Source organism: Serratia sp. Je.1.23.a (assembly GCF_051129805.1).
Lineage (GTDB): Bacteria > Pseudomonadota > Gammaproteobacteria > Enterobacterales > Enterobacteriaceae > Serratia > Serratia liquefaciens.
Genome location: NZ_JBCPSR010000003.1, coordinates 1 through 25,610 on the forward strand (window position 1 = coordinate 1; position 25,610 = coordinate 25,610).

General features: G+C 47.2%; 21 protein-coding genes and 4 pseudogenes. 5 read left to right on the top strand and 20 right to left on the bottom strand.

The features are described 5' to 3' along the window. Positions 1-112: 112 nt before the first annotated feature. Positions 113-730 (top strand): annotated as a pseudogene (locus tag AAZT04_RS12215) (IS3 family transposase); the annotation flags it as partial. A 349-nt stretch (positions 731-1,079) separates the two neighbouring features. On the opposite strand, the gene AAZT04_RS12220 reads toward AAZT04_RS12215, so the two are convergent. Further along, positions 1,080-1,997, bottom strand: coding sequence for a restriction endonuclease (locus AAZT04_RS12220; protein WP_261255916.1), 918 nt, complete (start codon positions 1,995-1,997; stop codon positions 1,080-1,082). Positions 1,998-2,089: 92 nt separating this feature from the next. Between AAZT04_RS12220 and AAZT04_RS12225 the strand changes: the two genes are divergently transcribed. Next, complete coding sequence (locus AAZT04_RS12225; RefSeq protein ID WP_169403192.1) at positions 2,090-2,992, top strand: bacteriophage abortive infection AbiH family protein; 903 nt, start codon at positions 2,090-2,092, stop codon at positions 2,990-2,992. Between the two features lie 631 nt (positions 2,993-3,623). Here the strand turns inward: AAZT04_RS12225 and AAZT04_RS12230 are convergent. From AAZT04_RS12230 to AAZT04_RS12280, 11 genes and pseudogenes are all read right to left on the bottom strand, one after another. Next, a complete protein-coding gene (locus tag AAZT04_RS12230; protein ID WP_145526035.1) occupies positions 3,624-4,598 on the bottom strand; it encodes a hypothetical protein in 975 nt (324 codons plus the stop codon). An 11-nt stretch (positions 4,599-4,609) separates the two neighbouring features. Then, positions 4,610-4,820: pseudogene (locus AAZT04_RS12235) on the bottom strand (helix-turn-helix transcriptional regulator). A 378-nt stretch (positions 4,821-5,198) separates the two neighbouring features. After that, positions 5,199-6,176 carry a hypothetical protein gene (locus tag AAZT04_RS12240; protein ID WP_434680263.1) on the bottom strand — a complete coding sequence of 326 codons (978 nt, stop codon included), beginning with the start codon at positions 6,174-6,176 and terminating at the stop codon, positions 5,199-5,201. Between the two features lie 3 nt (positions 6,177-6,179). Beyond that, positions 6,180-8,111: a hypothetical protein gene (locus tag AAZT04_RS12245; RefSeq protein WP_434680265.1), complete on the bottom strand. Its 1,932-nt coding sequence runs from the start codon at positions 8,109-8,111 to the stop codon at positions 6,180-6,182. A 1-nt stretch (position 8,112) separates the two neighbouring features. Beyond that, positions 8,113-10,311: a hypothetical protein gene (locus AAZT04_RS12250; RefSeq protein WP_434680267.1), complete on the bottom strand. Its 2,199-nt coding sequence runs from the start codon at positions 10,309-10,311 to the stop codon at positions 8,113-8,115. Positions 10,312-10,736: 425 nt separating this feature from the next. Continuing rightward, positions 10,737-11,126, bottom strand: coding sequence for a hypothetical protein (locus tag AAZT04_RS12255; protein WP_021536972.1), 390 nt, complete (start codon positions 11,124-11,126; stop codon positions 10,737-10,739). Positions 11,127-11,271: 145 nt separating this feature from the next. Continuing rightward, positions 11,272-11,697, bottom strand: coding sequence for a hypothetical protein (locus AAZT04_RS12260; protein ID WP_434680270.1), 426 nt, complete (start codon positions 11,695-11,697; stop codon positions 11,272-11,274). Between the two features lie 788 nt (positions 11,698-12,485). Next, positions 12,486-12,698 (bottom strand): annotated as a pseudogene (locus tag AAZT04_RS12265) (transposase); the annotation flags it as partial. 232 nt (positions 12,699-12,930) lie between these two features. Next, a complete protein-coding gene (locus tag AAZT04_RS12270) occupies positions 12,931-14,517 on the bottom strand; it encodes a hypothetical protein (protein ID WP_434680272.1) in 1,587 nt (528 codons plus the stop codon). Positions 14,518-14,592: 75 nt separating this feature from the next. Beyond that, positions 14,593-15,456: an FRG domain-containing protein gene (locus AAZT04_RS12275; RefSeq protein WP_434680274.1), complete on the bottom strand. Its 864-nt coding sequence runs from the start codon at positions 15,454-15,456 to the stop codon at positions 14,593-14,595. Positions 15,457-15,549: 93 nt separating this feature from the next. Continuing rightward, positions 15,550-15,888, bottom strand: a complete 339-nt coding sequence (locus tag AAZT04_RS12280; RefSeq protein ID WP_434680276.1) for a hypothetical protein — start codon at positions 15,886-15,888, stop codon at positions 15,550-15,552. Positions 15,889-16,350: 462 nt separating this feature from the next. Between AAZT04_RS12280 and AAZT04_RS12285 the strand changes: the two genes are divergently transcribed. Continuing rightward, the gene (locus AAZT04_RS12285) at positions 16,351-16,545 is read left to right on the top strand and encodes a hypothetical protein (RefSeq protein ID WP_434680278.1); all 195 of its coding nucleotides are present in this window, start codon (positions 16,351-16,353) and stop codon (positions 16,543-16,545) included. Positions 16,546-16,562: 17 nt separating this feature from the next. Here AAZT04_RS12285 and AAZT04_RS12290 read toward each other — a convergent pair. The 5 genes and pseudogenes from AAZT04_RS12290 to AAZT04_RS12310 all read right to left on the bottom strand — a co-directional run. Next, positions 16,563-17,137: pseudogene (locus AAZT04_RS12290) on the bottom strand (PhzF family phenazine biosynthesis protein); the annotation flags it as partial. A 5-nt stretch (positions 17,138-17,142) separates the two neighbouring features. After that, entirely contained in the window at positions 17,143-17,685 is a 543-nt protein-coding gene (locus AAZT04_RS12295) for a DUF3916 domain-containing protein (RefSeq protein WP_434680281.1), read from the bottom strand. A 29-nt stretch (positions 17,686-17,714) separates the two neighbouring features. After that, a complete protein-coding gene (locus AAZT04_RS12300) occupies positions 17,715-18,578 on the bottom strand; it encodes a hypothetical protein (protein WP_232103201.1) in 864 nt (287 codons plus the stop codon). 369 nt (positions 18,579-18,947) lie between these two features. Continuing rightward, a complete protein-coding gene (locus tag AAZT04_RS12305; RefSeq protein WP_434680283.1) occupies positions 18,948-19,739 on the bottom strand; it encodes a PhzF family phenazine biosynthesis protein in 792 nt (263 codons plus the stop codon). A 218-nt stretch (positions 19,740-19,957) separates the two neighbouring features. Then, positions 19,958-20,911, bottom strand: coding sequence for a LysR family transcriptional regulator (locus AAZT04_RS12310; protein WP_129983393.1), 954 nt, complete (start codon positions 20,909-20,911; stop codon positions 19,958-19,960). A gap of 139 nt (positions 20,912-21,050) precedes the next feature. On the opposite strand from AAZT04_RS12310, the gene AAZT04_RS12315 reads away from it, so the two are divergent. Continuing rightward, the gene (locus AAZT04_RS12315) at positions 21,051-22,220 is read left to right on the top strand and encodes a M20 aminoacylase family protein (RefSeq protein ID WP_308530278.1); all 1,170 of its coding nucleotides are present in this window, start codon (positions 21,051-21,053) and stop codon (positions 22,218-22,220) included. Between the two features lie 35 nt (positions 22,221-22,255). After that, the gene (locus AAZT04_RS12320; RefSeq protein ID WP_129983395.1) at positions 22,256-23,044 is read left to right on the top strand and encodes an ABC transporter substrate-binding protein; all 789 of its coding nucleotides are present in this window, start codon (positions 22,256-22,258) and stop codon (positions 23,042-23,044) included. Between the two features lie 69 nt (positions 23,045-23,113). Here AAZT04_RS12320 and tmaR read toward each other — a convergent pair whose 3' ends face one another. The 3 genes from tmaR to AAZT04_RS12335 all read right to left on the bottom strand — a co-directional run bounded on the left by tmaR (position 23,114) and on the right by AAZT04_RS12335 (position 25,527). Continuing rightward, positions 23,114-23,431 (bottom strand): PTS system regulator TmaR, encoded by a 318-nt coding sequence (tmaR, locus tag AAZT04_RS12325; RefSeq protein WP_020827737.1) that lies wholly within the window; start codon positions 23,429-23,431, stop codon positions 23,114-23,116. Between the two features lie 161 nt (positions 23,432-23,592). Continuing rightward, a complete protein-coding gene (locus tag AAZT04_RS12330) occupies positions 23,593-24,660 on the bottom strand; it encodes an FUSC family protein (protein WP_020827738.1) in 1,068 nt (355 codons plus the stop codon). A 99-nt stretch (positions 24,661-24,759) separates the two neighbouring features. Then, positions 24,760-25,527, bottom strand: coding sequence for an N-acetylmuramoyl-L-alanine amidase (locus tag AAZT04_RS12335; RefSeq protein WP_129983396.1), 768 nt, complete (start codon positions 25,525-25,527; stop codon positions 24,760-24,762). Positions 25,528-25,610: the final 83 nt, after the last annotated feature.

Consider the following 25,610-nt stretch of genomic DNA (forward strand, 5'->3'; position numbering starts at 1 on the left):
TACCCCTGCGGGAATCACATAGGAATGAAGACGACGTCTGGCAACATGTTGTAGCATCTAAAAAATGACTACGAAGACGACAAAGACCCCATCTGATCCAGATATTGACTGATTAGACGACAAACGTATCTACCGGCTTTACAGCGAACAGGGCCTGTCGCTGCGGCTCAAACGTCCCCGCCGAAACAAATCAGGACAACGCCGACAACCACAGCCTCAGGGGCTGTATCCGAATCACGTCTGGGGCATGGATTTTGTCTCGGACGCGCTGTTTGACGGGCGACGACTGCGCCTGCTGACGGTTATCGACCTGTACACCCGCGAATGTCTGGGGATCAGCGTGGGGCAGAATCTGCGGTCAACAGAAGTCGCGGAGATGCTGGACAGCATAGCGCTCAGACGTCCTTTGCCACAGTTGCTGAAAACCGATAATGGTTCTGAATTTGCAGGAAAAATGCTGGACAGATGGGTGTATGAAAGAGGCATCAGGATCGACTTCTCACGCCCGGGCACTCCGACCGACAACGCGACGGTGGAGTCCTTCAACGGCAGGCTACGGCAGGAATGTCTGAACGAGAACTGGTTCATGTCTCTGGAAGATGCACGGTGCAAAATCGAGGCCTGACGCATACACTATAACCAGAGTCGTCCCCATTCTGCACTGGGCTGGATGACGCCCTCCGAATTCGCCGAAAAATCTGCCGATTGCCAGAATATGCAGCCAGATTGAAGCCGGTTATTCCTGATTATGAATGGATCACATACGGGGAGCGGGTCATTTTTCTGACGGGGTGACCTCATGTTGTATTAACAAACGGGGAGCAGGTCATGGCCATGTACATGACCGGTGAGCTGGTACATCATATTGATGAAATTATGACACTTTTTTACGTTGGGAGCCCCTCAGACGTACTGCTCTGCGGGGTGATTAGCTGATGAATAACCGTCTCGCCAGCAAACTCTGCCAAATCACCAGGGGATGCCTTTCGAGCCTGATGGTTTGGGGCTACGCGTAAGATAGCATTGCTGGTTTTGTCACGTAGATGCACTGCATAGGCGTGAACGGGAAAGTCGGAATATCACGAAACTTTTTTGCGAAGCCATCTTGTTAAGCCACTGTCCAGAATGAGTTCGGCTAACTTATCGGGGCCAATTAATGTAATGCCGTCGGCTTTGATACTTTCGGATAAAGATCCGCTGTGCCAGATAAAAAACATTCTTTTATAAGCAGTAGTTTCCCTGAAAACTTTTTCATACTCTCTAAGAGCGTCAACGTTCGCTCGCGATTTTATCTGCACAATTGCTTTCTCACTGGTAGTGGGCAATTCAAGCTCGAGATCCAGCGTTTTTTGTGTTTTTCCGACAATGCTGGTGCGTCGCCAGCCACTGGTTGAAAAAATAAGGTCAATCAGTAGTTCGAAATCCTGCCAGGTCAACAGTTGACACAGATTTTTAATCGCGGTCAGATACGCCTCCTCAGCCTTTTTCGCAGCTGAAACGGCAGGTAGATCCTCATCGTTTATTTTTCGAATAACATAATCCTGTGCGCTTACGTTGCATATCGTTCCCCGGTATCCCTGAACTTTTAAGAGGTCTCCGCTCAGGTGATCTGTCGTTAGCTGCACACCAGCGATACTTGTATTCTTCCACCCCTCAACTGTCTTTCGGAGTCGACTGCCATCCTCCAGGACATCTACCGGGCCAGTGGGAAGACACCAGTAGAGAAACCCACCCCAAAAAGTGATGAATACTGTCTCTGCTCCTGCCGTGTAGAAAGTTTTAATCTGCCTTAAATCACTGGTCGCGACGGCTTTCCGCATATCACGGATATTGAGCCAAATATCATGGACTTCTTCCCATCGCCCCTCAACACAGAGATTGTCCGGGGTTTCATGATAACCAAACCGAAGTGTGCCATTCGAAAGACACTCGCGCTCCCATTCACCAGCCTCGCCAAGCTTGATAAACTGCACTACTGTCGGGGTGATTTTTTCCATAATGTTCCGGCGGGGTTAGGGTATCTGCTGATATAAAACAGGAGATGTTCAGTTATTTCAATCCAAACTGGCAATGCGTCGTGAGAGAATCTATGCAGACTTCAACACTCTATGTCATCGGAAATGGCTTCGATCTGTGGCATTCCATCCCGTCAAGCCTGGGGCATTTTAAGGACTTCCTCCGGACATCAAGTCCGGCTATCTACCTGGACGTTGAAGAATATTTGCCCGTGGGTGATGACTGGTGTGATCTTGAAACTGCCTTAGCTGGTTTTGATGCCGACATGCTTATCGACAATCTTGGCCATTTCATGAGTTCTTACGACGATGAGGACTGGAGTGATGCCGGTCATCATGATTTTCAGTATGAGGTGAAGCAGGTAGTCGGACGCCTTTCTAAGGACCTGCGTTTCCAATTCGGAGTGTGGATCCGACAGTTGCCGATACCCTCGTTTACAAATGCACCTAACCGTCTGTCAATGCTGGATCCACAGGCTTTTTTTCTGAGCTTTAATTACACCGATACTCTCAGGCGAATCTACAGAGTCGAACCAGAGCGTGTTCTTCACATCCACGGTTCTGCTGAAACGAGGGACGATGATTTAATTCTGGGGCATGCCTGGGAACCTGGATCCCGCCGCTCTCTCAACGAAAGATCCGATATAGCAGAGATTGATACCCGGCTCATGGAAGCGAACAGCACTATTGATAACTATTTCTTCACGACTTTTAAGCCTTCACAGAAGCTCATAGCTAAACACCGGTTTGTTTTTGAGGAGTTGAGTGAAGTAAAGAAGGTGGTGATTTTGGGACATTCTCTTTCTGAAGTTGATGCGGCTTATTTCCAGGCTCTTTTTCAGCAGAAATCCGTTGCAGCGGCACAATGGGTAATAGCGTGCCGCAGCGAAGAAGAGTGGGATGAGAAATCCCGCAACCTTGAACTAATGGGTATCAGACCAGCTTCTGTCAGAAAAGCGGTCTGGGATAAGCTGTAATTGTGTCCAGCACCTGATAGGTTCGATCGTATCCCCATCTGAAACTCGAGCCAAAGAATTACGATCTCCTTTCAGAGGCAAATTAACGACAGCTTAGAGCGTAAAACTGGCGGTCAGATACTTAGAGCCTCTTAACAATCATTCATTTCACATGGACAAAATGTCCCTGGGCGGCGTCAGTCCGGCGGCCTTTGAACAGGCCTCATCGTTAGAACAGAATTTGTCTACAGGTTTGGGGTCAGTCCAACAACGGCTCGGAAGTATCTTGATTATCCGTGGCGATTCCGTTACTCCAGTTAACGGTTTGGTTAATAGCCAAGTTATGTTGCCGCACTTCTGGGTTCCGCTAAATTCATGGTTGCACAAAATCAACATGGTACGCACCAATGCAAGATAAAAGTTCCAAACCTGCTTTCGAACGTTCAGGAAGCACTAAGAAAACATTCGTTTCGAACATGAATTGATTGAGGAAATTAACAAAGCTGCTGGTCCTGGGCAGTTCAGCTCATGGGTAAAAGAAGCTAGCTGGGAAAACTAGCTAAAATAGAGATGGAGTCGACAGGGAGTAAAAAGTAAAGAATGTTCTCTCCCTGTAATAAAAGAAGCTAAGTAGTGTTTTCTAAAACACCTCTTATCTCTTCTTTTTAGGCTTAATGTGAAGTTTAATATCATTTAGCTTCTGAAATCCATTTTCAATCGCTAAAATCACAGCCGAAACGTAAATATACATTTCTTTTGCTGAGTCAACGTCTATATTATCAATTATCTCATCATCATCTCTACCATGCGCAATGGTGTTTCTAACAAGTGTATAATCGCTTAACAGTGAATTTAACTTAGAGAAAGTTTCATGGGTTGTTAATCCAGGCACTGTATCATATGCTTTTTTAAACTTATCTGAAAACCGCTCATCGGTATCTTGACCGTATATTTTTTGATTTATATAACTCTCTAATGCCGCATATGACATAAAACAGGACATTTTGAAATTATTCTCATTGAGTAATGCGTATGCTTCTATGAGTAGCTCAAAGTAAAAAGGCTGGTGGTTTTTAGCCCCTACAATATTTAACTCGCAAACAACTTCATCTGAGTTTCCATGATCCATACCCGTAGAGTAATATGAACCGCTATAAATAATCTTGCTTAAATTATTATCTATAGCATCAATTTCCATCGCCGATATATATGGCGGGTTATTACCATCCATGTGAAATATGCAATCATCAAATTCAGATAGATTTTCTTTGTGAGGGTTGCTCGCGAAATATGAATTAATAAAGTCATCAGAATTCAATGAGTTTATATTAGAAAAAGCCGCTTTGGTTGCAGGGCAAACAGAATTTATCTTTTGTTTTATTTCATCCAAAACAAAAATCTTGTTCACAATCTCCACTTCAAAAACCTTAAAGAAATCGTAATCAAATCCCCAATTTCCTTTGAAGTAATAGTTCTTTTCTGCATAGCCATCATAACCATTGGAGTATGAATAATCGGGATCGACAGATGTAGTATAAAACAACCTATATTTCTTTATAATACCCAAAGATGAATTCACCAAGTCAATATCATCACGTAAAGCATCATACATTTCATTAATTTTCATTTCACACCTTATTAAATTAACCACTCACCTCTAATCCAAGCTTGCACTTCAGATAGACGATAAGCAGTAGCACCAATTTTAATACGTTTGGGGAACTTACCTTCCTTCCCAAGCTTACAGCGTGAGCTGCTCGCAAGAGTAGTCAGCCCGACAATCTTTCTCACGAATCATACGGTCATTGTTAGAAATGTTCTCAAGACCCTTTTTATCAACAACTGCCATTTTTTCATATTAGCCAGCCTTTTGTTTGAGGATTGTCACTTTTGACTCAACGCATGAGATGTTATTGAGGTATGTCGTCCAGAGATCTAACGCTTCCAGTTTCTTCACCATAAATTTACTTCGGTTGTAAATACCCGCCACACCGGGTAATGCAAGGCCTAACTGATCTGTTCCCTATTTATTCATACAGGCAGAGGCTAGCAACGTCGGCTTCAGACACAAAGCGTACAGCCTACAACACCGTAAGGTCTGTTCAGAGCGATCTGCGGACATAGCTAACAGCATTCAACGGGGAGCAAGTCACAAGGCTGTCTAACCTTATACACAACTCAAAAAATAATGGCTCTGTCGCGTTAGACGCCACGCAATTTCGCCCTGTCAGGGAGTTAAATTTTTCCAGATGTCATAGCCGATATAAGCTAGCGTTGAGGTAGCAAACAGGGCAAAAATGATGACAACGTAGCTGAATCTACCCTGACTTGCGGCAATTTGCGCCTCCAGATAGCTCTTTTGCTGGCTCACTGCCTCGGTCAACGCCTGCTGGCTGGTTTGCAGAGACTCAATTGCCTGGGTTAGTGGGGTCAAATGCTGCACCAGTGCTGCCGGGACGTCGGAAGACAACGTTTCAAGGCTGCTTAACACTTGCCTCCGATCGCTTTCCTGCCGTTCCGCGAGCATGGTTCGCGTCGTTTGCACTCCTTGGCTCACGCCCTTGAGCTGCTGGTCAAGTTCGCTTATCGACTGCTTTATTTGCTGCTGGGCCTGCATGATACTTTCCAGCCGTTCAGCCAACCGCTGGTCACGCTCTCGCGTCGACTGTTGCTCGCTGGCTTTCGCGGCGCAGGTTTCCTCCAGGAAGCGGTTAGCATTCAGCAGTTGCTGCAATAAGGCCTCAGCACTGTCGATACCCGTTTGCTGATACTGCTGTATTGCTGCCTGGACACTCTCATTTTGCTGGCCAAGAACATCCGACAGTTTTTCAAAGACCTCACCGGTCGCGGCTTTCAGCTGGCTATCATAGTGTGCCGATTGTTGGCTAAGCGCGGCACTAATATTCTGTTTTTTTTCTTCAACTTGCGTCGAAATAAAATCTCTCAGCTTACTTATCGCCCCAGGGACATCGTCGTCTTGCAGCTCACGTAACGATTTTTTCAGTGGATTAATGATTTCTTCGGTGTTTGCACCTACCGCATTAATGGCATCATTGATTTCTTCAACCTTATCTTTGGTGTCCAGAACCTCTGTGTTGAGTTTTTTTAACGAACTCTCAAGGGGATTGAGCGGCTCCTTGAGTATTTTTACCATTAACTCGGCGAGCGATTTTTCTTTATTTTTTATTTCACTGGTCACGTTCATGCCTTATCCAGAATACTTTTCAGTTAAATTCATTAAATCTTCCCGCTGATTTTTCAACGCAACGCAGGAGAAAACTTGTAATAACGCATCACAATCATCACGTTCCTGAAAGACTGAATCCAGACGCGTACTTAATGTTTTGAGATACTCTTCATCAAGAAAGTGAACAAACTGCTCGCAGCGGACAAGATCCTCTTGTGATTCAACAGCAATTCTCTTTAACTCGTCTTCGCACGATACGGCCTGTTGCTTAAGTGATATCTGTTTCTGAAGGGATTTATTCTGCTCTACCCGCAACTCCTCGAGAATTACCCCATCTTTGGTGAGTTCGCTTTTGTATTGATTATGGACGTTCTCTGCGGCAGCCATCCATTGTGAGGTCCACAACCGAATGACTTCCACTTTGGCATTATCAGCGGCATGGATGACACTGTTTTTATCCGATAAATAATTCGCAGAACTAAGATAGGTGTCGATCCAGTAGTCATTGAGCCTATAGCGAATAGCACTGAAGTTTTCATCAAGAATATCCTGAACCGCCTGTCTCGTAGGTTCAACTTTGTTGCGGGCCACTTTTTGCCAGTAGACCGCCTTATTTTTCACATCCAGCTGGATATTCTTAATTTTAGAGCAATAGTCGGCGATCATGCTATGTAAAGTGGTACATTTTTCACTGCTGTAACTTCCCTTCAATTTAAAGTTTGCGGCCTCTTCCGCAGCTTTATCGATAAGCCGTCGGCTGACAGGTAAAGCGTTATCTTTTAATAACCTCTCCGTTTTTTTTAATTTCTGCTGCGTCTGAGTAATAGCGTTTTTCCAAACCGTCAGTTTATCTTTTGTCTCTTGTTGCTGTTTTTTTAGCCCCAGCAGTTCTCTTTCGATTGCCGCCGTTTTTTCCTCCTGGATATATTTAACGCTGAGGTGGGTATCCAGGGTACTTCGCAGCCGTCCGAGTGGGCTTGTCGATGTTGCAATTTGTTCCAACAGTTCGCTACGCAAGTGGCTGACCATGGGGGCAACCCGGGCGTAAAGGGCGGTATCGTTTTCGGCCATACTCAGCCAACTGCTGCCAAACTCGAGCGGAAAGTAGAGGTTCCGATCTTTCGCCGCGTCGCTCAGGTTGCTAAAGCGTTCAATCTGTTCAATAAGGCGCTGACGTAACTGCGCGATATCGATAGCCGGATCGTTGCGAATCAGCGTCTTCACCGACTGCGCTGAGTAAGAATAGGTCGTCACGATACGAAACCGATGCGGCATCGCCTGCCAGTCCTCAATACCCGGCAGCGTGATAACCTGTGGCTGCAGGAAGCTCAAATCGTCGCCACGACCAATCAGCAGGACCAAATCAGCGAAGGGAAGATAGGTCTTCGCCATGTGATTTACATGCTTTTGCTCTTCCATATTGGCGGGATTATCACCAGGCAGATCCAGAATACGCACGCCGGGCGCTCCCGAAGTTTTTATCCTGAAAAAACGCCTCGGAATATGCACAATACAGGGAGAATCAACAACCAGTTCACCCCGTTCCATCTGCTTTCTGAGCTGCGCTAAGGTCTCTGTCATATCGTCGTCAGAGGCAAACCAGTGCGTTTTCGATTGCACAAACAATCCCCAGCGCTGGTCCGTTGAACGACGATATTCCATGGCGGTGGCGGTGGATGATTTTCCGGCTTCCCGCCGGCCGCGTAGCACGTGCGATAGCGTTGCCATCTGCTGCAGATCGATATCCATCAGGTCGAGCAGTAAGGTGGTTTTGCCGACCTGCGTCTTACCAAATATGACCACGTACGGTTCGGCATCGCTTTCCTTAAGTTGTATCCTTTCCTGAACGTCATGACTTAATGTCTTAATCAGCCGATCGTAGGCGCGAAAAGCCCACTCCGACTGCCGTGACTCTAACCGCTGCCAATAATCAATAACTTTCCCGGACGTCATCTCACTCACCACGGCTGGTGATTAATACTTGCAGGCCCGTAGCCGATGAACCCAGCTCATTGCGCAGGTCGTCGATAAGGGCATTCACATCGGCGATGGCTTTCGCGAGCCGATCCTTGCGCATCAGCATTTCGTCCATGTGATAACGCGCACGTAACGTTTCGCTAATCCGCTTACGCGCCGCGCTCATCGTGTCATCGAATTGATTGCGTAAATGCTCAATATGGTGGTCATGAACACTGGCAAGCATGACGTGTGCCTGGCTGCTCGCTTTTTTCTCAAAAGTACGCATTCGCGTTACTGCAGCCGCGGTCACGTAGGCCGCCGCCACAACGGCTGTTACCGCAACGGCAGCAGGATGCATCATCACCGGTGCGGGGGGAAGAGGTGAACCCGTCGGGTCAGCAGAAGGCTTATCCTGGCCAAAGAGCGCGCCGAGGATATCGGAATCGCCATCGCTGACAACGTCAATCGCCAGCACCGCGGCCAGTGATTTTATTGCGGTCTTGCCAAGATCAACCCCTGCGTTGAGAGTTTGAACCCCTTCTGCCGCGACGTTATCCGCGGATGTCTCGCCATCGTCCTGCTCAAGCGTGACGTAGGGCCGCAGCTCTTTGCAAATCTCAGGCATGGCGTACACAAGGCGGGTGTACTCTAGCGAGAGCACCGGGATCAATTCCACGCTCTTCCTCAGCTGTTTATTCACCACTGGGATGTTTTCCGCATTCGACGTGGCACCATGACTTAGCAACATTTTGATATTACTTATTTTTTCCGCATCCAGCTGTTCGTGTTGCACGGGCTGCCCGGCGCTATTCATATAGCCAAGTGCTACCAGCTTCTCCAGCTTCGGTGATGCAGGCAAGTTTGGGCGATCGTTGCCGTTTGGAATGGGCTTGAGTTTCGCCGCCGTCAATTGTTGCAGACTGTTCACATAGTCGTCGAAGAAATCAGCTGATGCGTCCTGCCATGAATCCTGAACCAGTTGCTGCAATTTGCCTTTTGTCTCACTGGTGGTATCAAATGCATTCGATATCCAGTTGGCAAATCCCTCATGCTCCTTGACCAGCCTACGGTCCATATTAGCCTTCGCCGCCTCAAAAGTTTTAGCGATGCACATTTTTACCTTTTTGGTATGCTCCTCCCGCAGTCCCTGCACGGCAGTGTCAAACACTTCCAGAGCTTCGGCCAGCACCTGGCTGCCATCGTCCTGGCCGCCTTTATCACTGTGGTAATACAGACGTGACTGGGTGCGGATCATATTCATGACGCGCGGCAGATCCTTACTAACAATCCCAGTAAGGTGGGTTAACTGGAGATAACGGTTGGTTTGTCCGGAAAAGTTAAGGTCGTCAATGGCCCGACGAAGGTGCGGCATCCATTCTGTTACGTATTCCGGATCGTCGGTGCCGGTTAAAATAATGTTGTTATCGGCATATTCGGCAGCGACATTGAAGGTTTCGGCCGCGCTTTTTCTTAATTCAGCTTGACGTTGCGGATTGTGGCGAAACGCTTCTGTCTTGGAGATAACAATATAAGGTTTACAATTCTTAAGCTCTTTTTCCAGCATATCTTTGACGATTTCGAGCTGCTGCTGGTTTGCCAGTCGCGTCTCATCGGTCACGATAATACAACCGCCTGCCGCTATCATCGCCTGACGCATCAGTTCCTGCCACTCACGATTTTCACGCTCTTGTTTTTCATAACCAGGAAGCAGTAACCAGGCCTGGTTATTGCGGGTAAAATAACGCTGCGGTACCTTCAGTATCGGCAGTAAATCCCCGGCATCAGGATCGCAGACCGCGTGCTGAAACTCGTTGACGTCGACGCCGATATCATCCAGCGTCAAACCATTTCCAGTTTCGACCAGGCGGCGGACATAACCCTGCGCTACTTTAGTCCCACGACTCTCGAGGATCAGTACCGGCATTTTCTCGCCGCGTCCTTCATTACTGCGTAACCAGCCGCTATTGTCATGATGCAGGTTATACAGGCTCGCCATCAGCGTCGTTTTACCCGCCCCTTGCGAGCCGCCTATCGCCACGATCCAGGTATCGGCGAGCACCTCAGCAAGCAGCAGTCGTCGCATGACCTCAAGTAATTTTTCATCAAGCTCCTCACCGTCAAGTGCGGAACAGGCCCCACGTAAACGACGCAAAGCATTATTCAGAGCCTTGAGCTGAATTTCAGGTGATTCCATTGGCATTTCTTATCCTCAGCAGGTCTTAATTATCCATCCTTATCGGTCGGCCCGTAGCCTGGTACGATAAGAACAACGGCGGTTGGTTTTGAAGTTGGAGTGAGTAACGTCCCTTTCAAAGAACCTTTTGTCCCAGCAGCATCCACGACAGTTTCGGAAAAGGTCACCGGCACAGCCACCAGTCGTACAAATGCACACGCGCTTAAAAAAGCAATGGAAGCGGTAATATGTATCGGTGATGTTCCTGTAATAATTAGCGCACCAGTCAATTTATATTAAAAATATGACCTGCTCTTCATGGATTAATACATCAGCGGCGTTAGTAAAGTCCGCTCCTGGCACACGTCAAAGGTCTCATCCGCATAGTCAAATGCGCCCTGAAGGGACCAGTCGCTCACAGGCTATAATTAGAAGCTTGTGTGTAGTCACTGTAGTTGCTTCAACGGATAAGAATTGGAGCTGCTGGAACCGTCGCTGTAGGCCTCAGTAATAATGATTTTTTTACCCTCAACAGCATATCTGACCGTGCTGTCTGCAGGATCATCCCGCCAGCGACCGGTGCTGTCAGGATTGTCAGATGCCCACATCACTTGATTGCCGATAAGTTTGCACTTGATGGCCCAGCGGGTTCCATCGTTCTGTCGGATATAATGTACGTAAGCAATACCTGACTCGACTTTATCCAGCCGCATGATTTTGAGGTCACGACCGAACATTGCCGCAGAAACAGCCTTGCAAACCTGACCCACCGTCACTTCAGAAGCCAGTACCGGAGCAGCAAACACGAGCGGAACAAGAAGCAGCAGTTTCTTCATATGGATCCATCCTTTTAGTTATGTTCTTGAATAACGCTTATCGTATATTTCGGCAACCTGAAGCATTTCTTGACGAATATTTAGCATTAGGATGACAGGACTGACTAATAAAATCCCTGGCGTAATCTCACGCACTCCCTGACGGTTAGCCCTGCTCCTGCTGTACATCCTCAGCGTGGTACGCGAACAAAACATCGGGCATGAGGCCCGTTTTCTCTATGGTTGCCAGCACGGACTGCGTTGAAGCCTCAGCGATAACCTTCATCGCTTCATCACGAATTTCGACATACGCTGGGTCTTCACGGGGCACGAAAGGCTCAAGGAGGTGGGCGATGGCTTTACCGTTAACAGAAAGGCTGAACGTGCCAGCGGCACGATCCACATTCCAGATGTAGATGAGTGGCCATAAACCCAGTTCGTCGCATTCGGCCTCACTGCGTATCCCCGGCAGATACACAGGCATTGACAGCTTTTCATCACTCAGCGTCAGCGCGATAAACTGTTGCGCCGTCAGTCGGGAACCCTGCCTGGGCGCAGCGTCAGGTTTTTTCTTTTTAAAGAATCCGAACATGGTCTTTCCTTGTTTATGATGAATCGGAGGGATAGTCACTGTCTTACAGAGCGGATGAATCAGAGCGTCACGGACCACAGCGCAGACTCGCGGTAACTCTCATTCGGCAAAAGTGATTTTTACACATTTCATGTCACCAGAAACGAGAATTACTTATCGCTTTTCCTGGCAAGATAGCCATGATGATGGCCAACACATTGCTAGCGTGGATGCTGGCACTATCACGAAGAAACGAGGGAGATTCCTTCGATTACATATGCAGCATTATTGGTTGCCGTTTTATTGGGAAGTGGAGTCGTCACTTTTCTTAACGTCCTTCTGCCCTCTTCCGCCAGATCGAACCTCATAAAGTTGTTTAGAAATCAGCAGGTATTCAATGGCAGGCCATGCTGTGGTTCACGCTGCATTTCAAAGGCGTCACCAACATCAGCAAATGCTCCGGACAAAGACGCGCTGTTCATGTGGGCCAGATGCCCAAACGTCCTCTTCCTGCTACTAACCAATCCTGTCATGCATCCATTTGATATGGCCGCTTTGAGCGAGGAGCGGAAGTTGACCGCGGTCAAATGACTAGCTAAGTCGTAGCGATACACTATTTGGATCTCAGTTATGTTGGTGTATTGTTAATATCTTACAAGTGGTTATCTGCCCCAGGAAGTAGAAATGCATCAGAAATACGTTTTTGTTAACACAGTTCCACCTGCAGAAGATTTTTGCCGTTTACGCGTCACTTCCGGAAGGTAACAGCTGAATGTCTGATGAACAGGAAACAAGACTAGAAACCGCCCTGCAAACATCTGTTTGAGGCGCCGGTTTTCATCCTCCAGATCCTTCATCTTTTTGATATCAGAGGCTTCCATGCCACCATACTTCGCTTTCCAGTTGTAATAGCTGGCTTCAGAGATGCCGGCTTCACGGCAGACATCCTTAACGGTACGTCCGGCTTCGACGGATTTCAGAACGGCAATGATCTGGTGCTCGGTGAATCGGATCTTACGCATAGCGATCTCCTCAGGTGACATAATCAGTATGTCGGAAGATCTCTAAAAATGAATGGGACGTTTTGGTGGGATACTTACAAGACCTTGGGCAGTTATGAGCGAGGAGCGGACAATGGTGCAGTTGAGCTGTTTAATTGCTCATAACTCGCTGATTCATATGATACTGGAAAAATATCTGATTGGAGCGAAAAGCAGGTACACCTGTTTTTCACTCCAATCAAATCACGCTAACTCAAGAAATATAATGTATATGCAGTTTGGGGGCCTCTTTTAGCACTTCATTCAATATTTCAGATTGAGGTTTTAGGTCAGTGATAAGATGTATGCTAATATTTGAACCAAAATGGTTTGCTCTATCTATTCCGGCCAGAAAAAGATCCACACTCTCGATATTATAAAATGATGTGTAATCAAAACGATTTATATTCTCGACATGAACATTACCCCCTCTGAGCCATATGACTTCATCGAAGGCGCCCAATACTTTATGGATTTCTTTGATATACTCTTCAGATTTGACGAGGGTTTTCAGCATGCTCTGTGAGCCATCAACTACAAGTACAATTTGACGAGGTTCTTCATTCGCAGAATACTCATCAAGTATTGAGCTGAGTGCCCCTTTTAAAGGCGACATATTTTGTGGTTTGAAATCATCAAGAAGTGCATAGTTTGTAGTAAAATCGACTTTATCATAGTTTAATAGTACCAGCTTACCGTCGGGGCCGATAGAATCATTATAAGCTTCAGCAACAGCATCGAAATATCTCTTTTTAAGGAGCAAAAACCTCTCATTCTCAGGCATCTTATGCTGTTTGCATTCAACTATTGCTCGAACAATATTAGGAGTGAGAGCTTCCGGGTGTCCCTGAACAACTACAATGTCAGGATGAACACATTGCCCTGTCGTCCTGCGATATGAAGGTTGGTAAATAATCTGCCCTAGTGGATTCGAATTTTTTTCAGCAACTACTACTTTTTGCCCCAGTTCAAGCAAGGAAGCACCGTCAGAGGACTGTACTAGTGTAAAGCCACGAGACTCAAAGAGTTGCAGGGTGATTATCAAACACCATAGTTCGTAAATTTGCCAGCGAAATGTCCAGAATGGTAAAGCTAGAATATCTTCTAGCTTTGTACTATTATAAAATTCTTCTACTAATGGCTTTAATTCTGCAAAGTCTTCTTGTCGCCAGAGGTTTTTGCTCCGTATGGCTGACAGGTAAGGAATTGCGTCTGTCGCTCCATAATACCCATCGTCAATTAACCCTTCTTCTTTGACGTGCTTACACATATCATGAATTCTCGAAGCAACACTTGTTGGGTCTGCATCATCGGGTTTTAGTGGCATCGGGGCATATCTAATATAACCCTTTCCATCATTATGTTTACAGCAAACAGTAGCAAATTCATTACAAACCTCGTTGAATTTGTCTTTGTCAAGGGTCTTGTTGAGCAGCTTTTGATATTTCCTGAACGCTTCGAAATTTATTGCTATCGACTCCCCATTAATATTGAAATTCCATTCAATATCGAGGGCATTTTTTGATGTTCTAATTAATGTACGTTCGCAATAAATCCAAATATCTTGGAACATTTGAGAAAGCGGTTCCATTGTCTCAAGCATAGCTGTCAGATACTTCTGAGCTGTGATTTTTTTACTCTCGTCGGAAGTGATAAATTTCTCGTCCGGTATACCTAGTTTATTAGCAAGTACAACCAGTAATTCACGATCCCGTGGAGAAGGGCCATACCCCTGTGCGACTCCAAGATTTTCGGTGTACCACAGTGCTCTGTGGATTTCTGCGCATTCTTTTATTGTCATGTTTACCTTCATAAATTATTAATTAATATTAGTGAAATTAAACTCCTCCAACAACCATAGTTAATCAAAGAACTGTTATGCTGATTCTTTGTCAAACTTATATTTTTCAGCAATATATTTTTCCGAGTTTTCAATGTACGGAAATACAGTACTTTCATTTATATTTAACAGATCGAGTTCTTTAAGAATTTGTTTCTTATTTTCAACAGTGATTCTCGTTATGGCAATTTCAGCCGTTCCTTCTTCGAGCATTACTGCATCTAGACCATACAATATAAATGCCCCAGACTGTGATGAAATCCTAGCATTACTTTTCTTTCCTTTTACACAGATTATCCTCCTTAAGTCCTCAGCAAGTATATTCATCTCAAAATACGATTTTTCTTCTCGTATGAAATGTCCTAGTTTTTTTATTGCTATTTGTTTGTTAAAATTCGGATGGTCAAAATCAATATCATCCTTATCTTTTTTTGGTAATCTAGCTAAATTCGCAATGCAACTTGCAACATCGGAGTCAAAATACTTAACATCACTACGCTTCATTGAGAAAATGATGACTTCTCCATCTTCCGTATGTGCTGATTTGCAAGAAAAATACAACGCAATAAGTGGATTTGATGTTATATCTAACAACCTTGTAGGCAACGAATAATGCTGCATACGAACAAGAGTATCTAGAGTATTCACATAGGATTGGAAGTCAGCTGAGTTTGATACTATCAATTCTTTATATAAGAGATGTTCACTTTCAAGGTGTAAAGGATTCCCTTCATCATCTTTTCTAAATAGGGATGGCTCCAGTTTGTATTTACTTTTATTTGAATGACCTCTATAAAAAACTTCTGAACCAACCTTTCTTTCAGCCGAAATAACTTTTGCAATAAAACCCTGAACAGTTGTAATCTTAGGGTTGTTATACTTTTTTGCAGACAATCTCACTGATTTTTCCGGCTCGAGAACATGCTCATCATTTATTATTCCTGCGTCTTTAAGCCGTAAAAAGAGATCTTCATCTTTGACGGCCCAATGAGTTCAGTTCATTTCCCAATTGCGGAAATCAAGTAGCATAGCTAAGGGCTTAATTCTTTCAAAAGGAATAGGTGGGAGATTTTCATTCAGCTCAAACTCTATAAATATTTTCCTCCCTCTTTCTTTGATTGAATTTAATTTTCCAATCCGCAGATCATTAATATCGCCTTCGTACGCAAATAAACAAGGATATCCTTTCAAAGTTTCAATTAAATCCGGGGTAAGAGACTGAAAAATGGCAGCAATAGATTCAGTCGTATATTCTAGGAATCTGCTTCTATCAAACTCGTAGGATTTTTCATCCCAAGCACCTTCTCTTGCGGTGACTAAAAGGTTGTACATGATGAAAGACGCTCCATTAAAGTTATCTTACATGCGGCAAGCAATCTATGTAAAAATATTATTAACTCTAAAATTTGATTAACATCTTGATTCGGGTATTAGAAATTTATACCTCGAAAAATTCAATAAAACAACAAATTAACCTGATGTAAATATCTCGCTAAGTGGACCATGAGACTTTACACATCGGACACGACGTGGTGTAACGTTCGTAATTTATGCATCTAACACGTTCCTGACTGGCTGCCCCAGTATCGTCATCAGCGGAGAAGTAAAGGTCCATGGTTACTCTTGAGAGTCCGCCCCTGACACTCAGCCGACAGTTAAACCTCTTTGCACACAGTTCCACATAGGATAAACGCCTTCGACGTTACCTCTAACTATGCTTCATTTTAAGAGTAAAACAGTAATGTTCACCCATGCTGCGGAACGCTCGTACCAGATTTATAGAACCCGCAGCTATTGGTGGTCATTCTGGTGGTCTTGACAGGATTAGAATTGAGAGTTAGCTTAATTATTAGCCAGTTACTGGCAAAGGCGATCCCAGTCAGAGGAGCCAAATTTAGAAAAGCCCGCTTAAGGAAACTTAAGCGGGCTTTTTGGTTTTGGAGATTGGGAGAACGGCGGCTAAGGGTGGCAGCAGACCTTATATTTTGAGCAGCATTCCAGCCGGTCTAGCGCAACAGCACTTTGCCTATCAGATAGGTTGTTGCCTGTCCGCCGATGTAAACGCGATCGCCCACTAGCTGGCAACGTAAATCCCCGCCACGCTCTAATCCCTGGTGCGCCAACATCTGCGTTTTATTCAGTTTTTCAGCCCAGTAAGGAATGAGCATGCTATGCGCCGAACCTGTAACAGGGTCTTCCGCTACGGCTTCGCCTGGGCAGAAGAAACGGCTAACAAAATCGTATTCACCGTCACCTGCAGCCGTTATACACACCATTTTTCCCAGGGGGGCATGCCATTGATATTCGGGCGTACAGTTTCGACCTGCTGCCGATTCTCCATTACTACCAGGTAATCACGCGCCACGCGCACTTCTTTGCATTCTGTGATGCCCAACGTGTCCAGCAATAATGCCGGTGGCATGACAGGCTTGGTTTCCCATGCAGGAAAATCGAGCGTCAGCCATTTATCGTTGCGCACCACCGTCAGCGGGCCAACAAATCGGGTAGCAAAATGAATAGTCGAACCTGGGTAATCAAGATGTTCAAAGATAACGTGCGCAGCTGCCAGTGTGGCATACCCACCAATCACTGTAGCTGCCCATAATACCAACGCTCTCCTGAAAACCACTCATCTGGGTCATCGCCTCCATAGTAATCAAGTGTAATACCTAACTCCTGCACGCCATCAGGAAGGATCAGTCCCCATTCCTTAGCAAGACTTCGTTCTCGGAGGAGTACCGATGAACTATTTTCAGAACATCCCTCTGCTATAAAACTTTGGAAATATTCCTCAGAGCGAAATAGACAGACTTCACTTGTAAACATATCCGGGAGGCAAATTACGGCAGTAATTCGAGGAGTGCCATCGCAATCTGCGGTGGAAAGCATAAAATTGGAACAGGCATTGATCATGGCCTGCGCGCATTCTGCCTTGGTATTCTGTTTACTGTATTTACCCTGAACAAGATTAATTTCTACGGGTATCTTGTAATTCCAGCAATACTGTTCTTCAGGGAAAACAGCACGCTCTGTGTTATGAAAAAATTCGGCCCAGCGATTAAGCGATTTTATACGGCGCGGAATGTTTCTGATTTTTGAACGATAATCTCTATTCAGGCGCCTGCTCATTTTAAAATCCTTTTTAGATTTATTTCAAATCAGTAAACATAATTATATTTCACATCAGCATTATGATTGTAAACATGCTCTTTTCCATCTTTATTATTTGCTATTGACGTAGAAATATTCTGTTTGGCATTAGTGCACCTTCCAAATTCATTCCATTTATCACAAATTGTTGTCGTTGTTTCTGTAGTAAAGAATTTTTGAACTTTTTTACTACCTAACTCTCTGTTATCATTTCCATAATTCAAATCCACTGTCGTAGCGTCTGATTTCGTTTGTATTAGACGATTAAGAGCATCATAATGATAAACTGTATTTCCACTATCATTTTTCAATGTGCTAACTCGATTTGATTCAGACACTCTATCTTTATCATCAATTAAAAATACTGTTTCCGCTCGACCTGTTTCCTTTGCTTTTCCAACAAGAATATTAGAGGTATCTTCAGATTTATTTATCTTCCCATTAACATCAGTTAAGAATACCCCCACCATTTCCTGTTTCATAATATCTTTTTTAGAACCACCCTGTTCAAGATAATACATTTCAAACGTCATGTTATACCTCCATGTTTTATCCTTTTTATCCATTGAGGTGTTAGTTTTGGTTACTAAAAAACCATCTTTATTTCTGCTTTTAATTATTCTATCACCTCGAAGATTCAATAGTGCACCACAGTCATCAAATTCCACATGCGAGTTGTCATTTATATAGTCATCTTCACTATTTATATGCATACTACTTTTTTTCAAAGAGTCACCAAATGATTGCTCTTGAACTAATATGAAATTATTAAAAGCATTAATTGAAATCACATCCTTTGTGCAGATATTTTCGTTTGGATATGCACTATATGGAAAAACAAACACCAGCCATAGCATCAATCTTTTTCTCAAAATAAACCTTCCTTATAATATAAAAACATCACTGTTTAACGATTATACACAGACATAGTTCCTTACTGTAAGGCATAGGGATGTGGCATGCAAATCTGGAGGCTGTAACGTTTAAAGCCTATCTTTATGGTGATAGGCTTTAACTATATAAAATATCTACATCTTGTCGCCTGAACACAACGTTATCAGAGTAAATAGCCTTACCTGCGACAAAACCCACAATAGCGATTATAGGTAAGCTGATAGTAGTGACCCGCTTCCCGTATGTGATCCATACATAATCAGAAATAACCGGTTTTTGGGACTGAGCTACCTGAAGCAGTTATAGCGAACAGCAGTCCTTATATTTTGAGCAGCATTCCAGCCGGTTTAGCGCAACAGCACTTTGCCTATCAGATAGGTTGTTGCCTGTCCGCCGATGTAAACGCGATCGCCCACTAGCTGGCAGCGTAAATCCCCGCCACGCTCTAATCCCTGGTGCGCCAACATCTGCGTTTTATTCAGTTTTTCGGCCCAGTAAGGAATGAGCATGCTATGCGCCGAACCTGTAACAGGGTCTTCCGCTACGGCTTCGCCTGGGCAGAAGAATCGGCTAACAAAATCGTATTCACCGTCACCTGCAGCCGTTATACACACCATTTTTCCCAGGGGAAGCATGCCATTGATATTCGGGCGTACAGTTTCGACCTGCTGCCGATTCTCCATTACTACCAGGTAATCACGCGCCACGCGCACTTCTTTGCATTCTGTGATGCCCAACGTTTCCAGCAATAATGCCGGTGGCATGACAGGCTTAGTTTCCCATGCAGGAAAATCGAGCGTCAGCCATTTATCGTTGCGTACCACCGTCAGCGGGCCAACAAATCGGGTAGCAAAATGAATAGTCGAACCTGGGTAATCAAGATGTTCAAAGATAACGTGCGCAGCTGCCAGTGTGGCATGCCCACACAGATTTATTTCAGCCAGGGAGGTAAACCATCGCAACTCAAAGCCAGTATAATTTGCGACAAAGAATGCTGTTTCTGACTGGTTATGCTGCTGGGCCATTTTCAATAATGTCTCATCAGGCAACCATTCTGTTAACGGGCATACCGCTGCGGCATTACCGCCAAAAGTCGTGTTGCTAAAGGCATCTATCATGTAAAAATCAATTTGTTGCATGGCGTAAATCTCTAATCGATCTTCGGGCAGCTCACACTCTATCACGCCACGACAACATGCAATTTCGTATTTTTCATGTATCCACATCCCCCCGAAAAAATGAAGATAGCGTCTAACTAACACTGAATACGGTATAGCGTTTTCTTGCGATATGAAGACCTCTGCTTCACGCCCTGAATAGCCGGCCCTCCAACCCGCTCCTACTGCGCTCTATTCGCCTAAATCAACAGCCGCACCCGATCATAAATCAGTCGGTCCTCCTGTCGTGCGGAGCGGGCGTGCTGGCGCAGAGTGCGAATCAGGTTATCTATCAGCGCATGAGCGGCGGTGCTGAGAATGCTGTTGCGCCGAGTCACGATATTCAGCCGTGCCGGATCGCAACTTTCCCGCAGCGCCAACGGCTGCAAACGCCCGGCAAACTGCGGCAGGCCGACCAACGGCGCCGGACACCAGGTACACATGTCCGCCGACTCTACCATCGCCTGCAGCATGCCCAGGGAATGCGCATGAATAATACGATTCGGATCGAGGTGAGCGCCGTGTTGGCTGAACAGTTGATAAATTAAATCGTCATGATTTTCCGGTGTGTAGTTCAGCACCCAATCCTGCTCCAGCAACTGGTGAATCGAGGTGCTTTGGCTCAACGAATGCCCCTGCCGCACCATCACCGCCGTTTCATAATCGAGCAAGGGTTCGCAATGAAACTCCTGCGGTGCCATCGAAACCGGAAGCGGGGTGATGGCAAAATCCATCGTGCCCTCACGCAGTTGTGATTGCGCGTTGGCCATCAGGCTTTCAAACAGTTCAAGTTTGACCTTGGGCATCTTTTTGCGAAAGGCCAACACCGCCGTCGGCAACACCGTCAACATCAACCATGGCGTAATAGCCGCTTTCACCTGCTCTTGCGCTAACCCGCGTAACCCCGCCATTTCATTATTAGCCTGTTCCAGCTGATTCAGCACCAACCGGGCATGTGCCAACAGCGTTTTCCCGTACGGCGTAAACCCCAGACCGCTCGGAGAGCGAAGCAGCAACGGCAGTTCCTGTTGTTGCTCCAGTTCACGCAAAGCGCGCGTAACCGCTGCCTGTGAAAGCCCCAATTGCCTCGCGGCGGCGCGGATACTGCCGCCGTCAGCGCTGGCCACCAATGCCTGTAACTGATGCAGTTTCATGACGCCCCCATGACAACCTATTGTTGTCAGCATAACCGAACGGCGGCTCCCCGACCAACGGGTTGTTTGCTAGTGTCAGGAGTATCTTGTTTTCCGCTTATCGAACGTCTGAAATCGAATATTCAATCAGGATACCGCGATGAATAATCCGCTTGTCTTACCTGAAATAGCGGCAGTTAAGCATGAAATGGTCGCTATCCGCCGCCATATTCATGCTCACCCCGAATTGGGGTTCAACGAGTTTGCCACCGGCGAGTTGGTCGCAAAACTGCTGTCCAACTGGGGCTATCAGGTTACACGGGAATTGGGGCAAACAGGCGTTGTCGCCACCTTGCGGCGAGGCTCGGGAAAATCACTGGGTTTGCGTGCCGATATGGATGCATTGCCGATTGAAGAAACCAGCGGATTAAGCTACACCAGCACCCACCGCGGCGTGATGCATGCCTGCGGTCATGATGGCCACACCACTATGCTGCTGGCAGCGGCGCGTTATCTGGCGCAACACTCTGATTTTACCGGGACTCTGCATCTGATTTTTCAGCCGGCGGAAGAAGGCGGCGGCGGCGCCAGAGTGATGATTGAAGACGGCTTGTTCGACCGGTTTCCCTGTGATGCGGTGTTCGCCATGCACAACGTACCCGGCTTTCCGGTCGGCCAGTTGGGCTTTGCCAGCGGCGCTTTCATGTGTTCGGCCGATACGGTCAATATTACCCTGCACGGTCATGGCGGCCACGGCGCGGTGCCGCAGCACACGGTCGATCCGGTGGTGGTTTGCGCCGCCATTGTGATGAGTCTGCAAACCATCGTCTCCAGAAATATCGATCCGCAGGAAACGGCAATCGTGACGGTTGGCGCGATCCAGGCAGGCCGTGCCGCCAACGTGATCCCTGCCACCGCAACCATGACGCTAAGCGTACGCGCACTGGATGAAGGAGTTCGCCAACGGCTGGAAAACCGCATTACGGCGCTGGTAGAAGCGCAAGCCGCCAGTTTTGGTGCTCGGGCGGACATTGATTACCAACAGGGTTATCCGGTTTTGGTAAATCACGTGGCAGAAACTGAGCTGGCGCGCACAGTCGCATTGGACTGGGCGGGTGAACAGCAGTTGATCCCGTCTCTGCGCCCCTTTACCGCCAGCGAAGACTTCGCATTTATGTTGGAAAAATGCCCCGGCAGCTATATCTCGATCGGCAATGGGGAAAGTACGCCCGGCAATTCGCTACATAACGCCGGTTACGATTTTAACGACGAGTGCCTGCCGATTGGCGCCACTTACTGGGTCAAGCTGGTCGAGCGCTTTTTGGCTTGATCCCTTTTGCACACCATTACGCCGAGGAACATAAAATGAAAACAAAGATTAGCCTGGTTCTCCTGCTGCCGCTGGCGTTAAGTTTCGCCGTTTCTGCTGGGGAATTCAGTGGCAAAGTAATTAAACTCGGCGTGGATCCGACCTATCCACCGCTGGAATTTAAAACGCCGCAGGGGGCGTTGACCGGATTTGGGGTCGATATTGCACAGGCAATGTGCGATCAAATACAGGCCAAATGCGTTTGGGTTGAGAGCAGTTGGGACGGAATGATCCCGGGGTTGCTGGCGAAAAAATTTGATGCGATTGCCTCGTCGATGACCATTACGCCGCAGCGCCAGGCGCAGATCGCCTTCTCGGATAAGGTGTCCAATGCGCCTGCACGATTAGTGGCCCGTAAAGGCAGCAACCTGCAACCCACGGCGGCTTCGCTGAAAGGTAAATCCATTGGCGTGCAGCAGGGATCCAGTCAGGAAACTTATGCCAACGCCCTGTGGCGGCCGGCCGGTGTTAACGTGGTGTCCTACCAGAGCCAGCAGGAAGCCAATGAGGATTTGATCAACGGCCGCTTAGATGCTTCGTTGCTGGCCAGCGTCAGTGCCAGCGAGTTTTTCCACACCCCAGCAGGAAAAGACTTTGCCTTTATCGGTGCCAAACTCAGTGACAGCAAATATTTCGGTATCGGTGACGGCATTGGGCTGCGTAAAGAGGATATCGCACTGCGTAACGCGTTCAATGCTGCGCTGCAGGCGATCATCGCCAACGGCACCTACAAGAAGGTGAACGATAAATACTTTGATTTTGACGTGTACGGCGCAGGCCACTAAAGGGGCTGGAATAGGGATACAGGGAAAACAATAAAAGGGCCAGGCGAATGCCTGACCCGATAAAAACGGTTACTTCACTTCGCCCATAGCCTTCAGCTTTTTGGACAGTTCGCGGCGTTCTTTGGACAAATCGGCATTTTTGATGATGTAATCATCAACGCGATCTTCATAGTCGCTGCGCATATTGGCAATGATGCCCTGAACGTCTTCAATGCTCATGCCCGGCTTGATGTACTCGCTCAGGTTATCGAGCAGCAGCACGCGTTTTTGGTTATCACGAACTTTCTTCTCGTTGTCGACAATTTCACGCTGCAGCTTATTTTTACGTCGGAACATACGCACAAACTCCAGAACGTCCTGGAAACTCGGCTTATTTGCATTATCCATCTTCATACCCTTGCTTTAGTAATACACAGATTCATTTGCTTACGGCCACAATGGTACCAAGATACAGGTTTGTGGCGGTCAGGCACAACACTCATCGCCCTATCTTACTCACTTTGGCGTCATGACAAAAACCCGAAGCGCCCGCTTCATGATCTGACCCCCTATTCACGCCCGCTGGCGGTACACACCTTGAGCAGATCGCCCAGTTCTTCCAACTGTTGCGTCAGTTCCATGCTCAACCATACGTAGCCATAAATTGGCGCTTCGCCGTGCTGACTGAAGCTGGCCTCCTGCATCAGGGTTTTCAATTCGGCGGCAATTTCGCTCAGTTGCCCCGCTTCTGCCGACAACTGTGTCTGCGGGCCGTCACGCATCGTTACTGCCAGCGACTGCAACGAATTCAGCGTTAGCAGTTGCGCACTGCGCAGCGTTTTGGCATTCAGCATAATAAAGTGGGTTTCGCGCGAGGCCCAATAAGCGTCGGCCAGCAATTCCAGCGTACAAACCAGGTTGCGGCTCAGCGTCTGCACCGCCTCGAAAACCGCTTTGGGGATGTGGGTCTCTTTGCTGCTGGGGACAATCAGGCCGCGTAATTTAACGACCTTATTGAGCAGGTCTTTCAGCTGTGGCTCCAGCCGCGGCCGTTCTATCATATTTGGTGACAGGTAAGCGCCGTAGATCTTGCTGACGTTTTCCAGGCAATCCGCCATCTCCATACGCCACAAAATATAAGCACGTTGCGGATAAATGCTGGTGAACAGCAACGCCAACAGCGAACCAAAAATGACGTCACCGCTGCGCCACAGTGCGGTATGCATATCACCGGCCCCCGCACCGCAAACCACCGCCAGCGTGATCCCCACCAGCAGCGCCATATAGGGCCGCTTACCGAGCGTCAGATAGCCACAGAAAAACATCACCACCCCGCACCACACCAGCATCAGCGGCAATGAGTAAAGCTCGAGATACAGGGCAATCAGCCCCGAGGCGGCGCCAAATACCGTACCTGCGATACGCTGCAACGCCCGTTGCAGCACATTGCCCCAGAACGAGATCGGTCCCATCACCACCACCAGCGTAATCAGTGGCCAGGTGCCTTCCGGCACTTCGAGCAGGCGGATCAGCATAAAGGTCAGGATAAACGCCAGCCCAATGCGCACGCCGTGCACAATGCGGTAATGGCGATAGGTCAGACGTTCGAACGAGGATATTTTTCTGTCGAGGCGCACGATGCATCCCGTTATCAGTGGCGAGAAAGAGCATCAGTTTAGCGGAGGAAAGGGTTGGGAGAAAAGGCGGATAAGGCGTCCCTCATCCGCGCTCAAGCCTTAAGCGGCATATTTATCCACCAACGCGCGTAAAATAGCGGCGGTTTCGGCATCCATCACACCGTCATATTTGCGTTGACGGAAATGCAGTTGGAAGGCGCGAACCAGCTGGCGGTAACCCTCTGCATTGGTCGCCGCCGAGGTGTCGTACCCATACCTGGCAAATAGCGCCAGTAAATCTTGCTGTGTAGGTACCCCCTGGCATTGATACTCATGCTGATAACGCTGCTTCACCGCGTCGTCATACCAGGCACCGACACCGGCCTGGTACAGCTGATGCCAAGGAAATTGCGGGCCGGGATCGCTTTTGCGGCCGGGGGCAATATCGGAATGTGCCACTACGTTAACCGGCGTGATATCCGGATAGCGCTGCAGAATATTTTGCGTCAATTGAGTTACCGCCGCGATCTGCTGCGGGTTAAAGGGTGGGAAAGTGATGTCTTCACCATCGCCGCTCGCCAGATTGACGATCTCAATGCCAATCGCGGTATCGTTGAGATTCGAACGATTGCCCCACTGGCTGGTGCCGGCGTGCCAGGCCCGCTCGACTTCATCGACCAGATTGAAAATCCTTACGCCGCTAAAGCCTGCCGCCTTATAGGTTGGATCTTCGGGATCCGGCACCAGATAATGGGCGCTGACCGACTTGCCGGTCAATGACTGCACCGAGTCGGCAAAATTCTGCGCGGTATAGTGCAGCACCAAAAAGCGCACCCGGTGGCCGAAGCTGGCTACCGAACGGTAGCTGTTGTAATCCATACTGAACATCGTAGATTCCTTGTGGGTTAAACACGTGTAATCCAACCACTGTAAAGGGCAAGAGTATTCGCCCCGGTTCATACTGGCGCAAC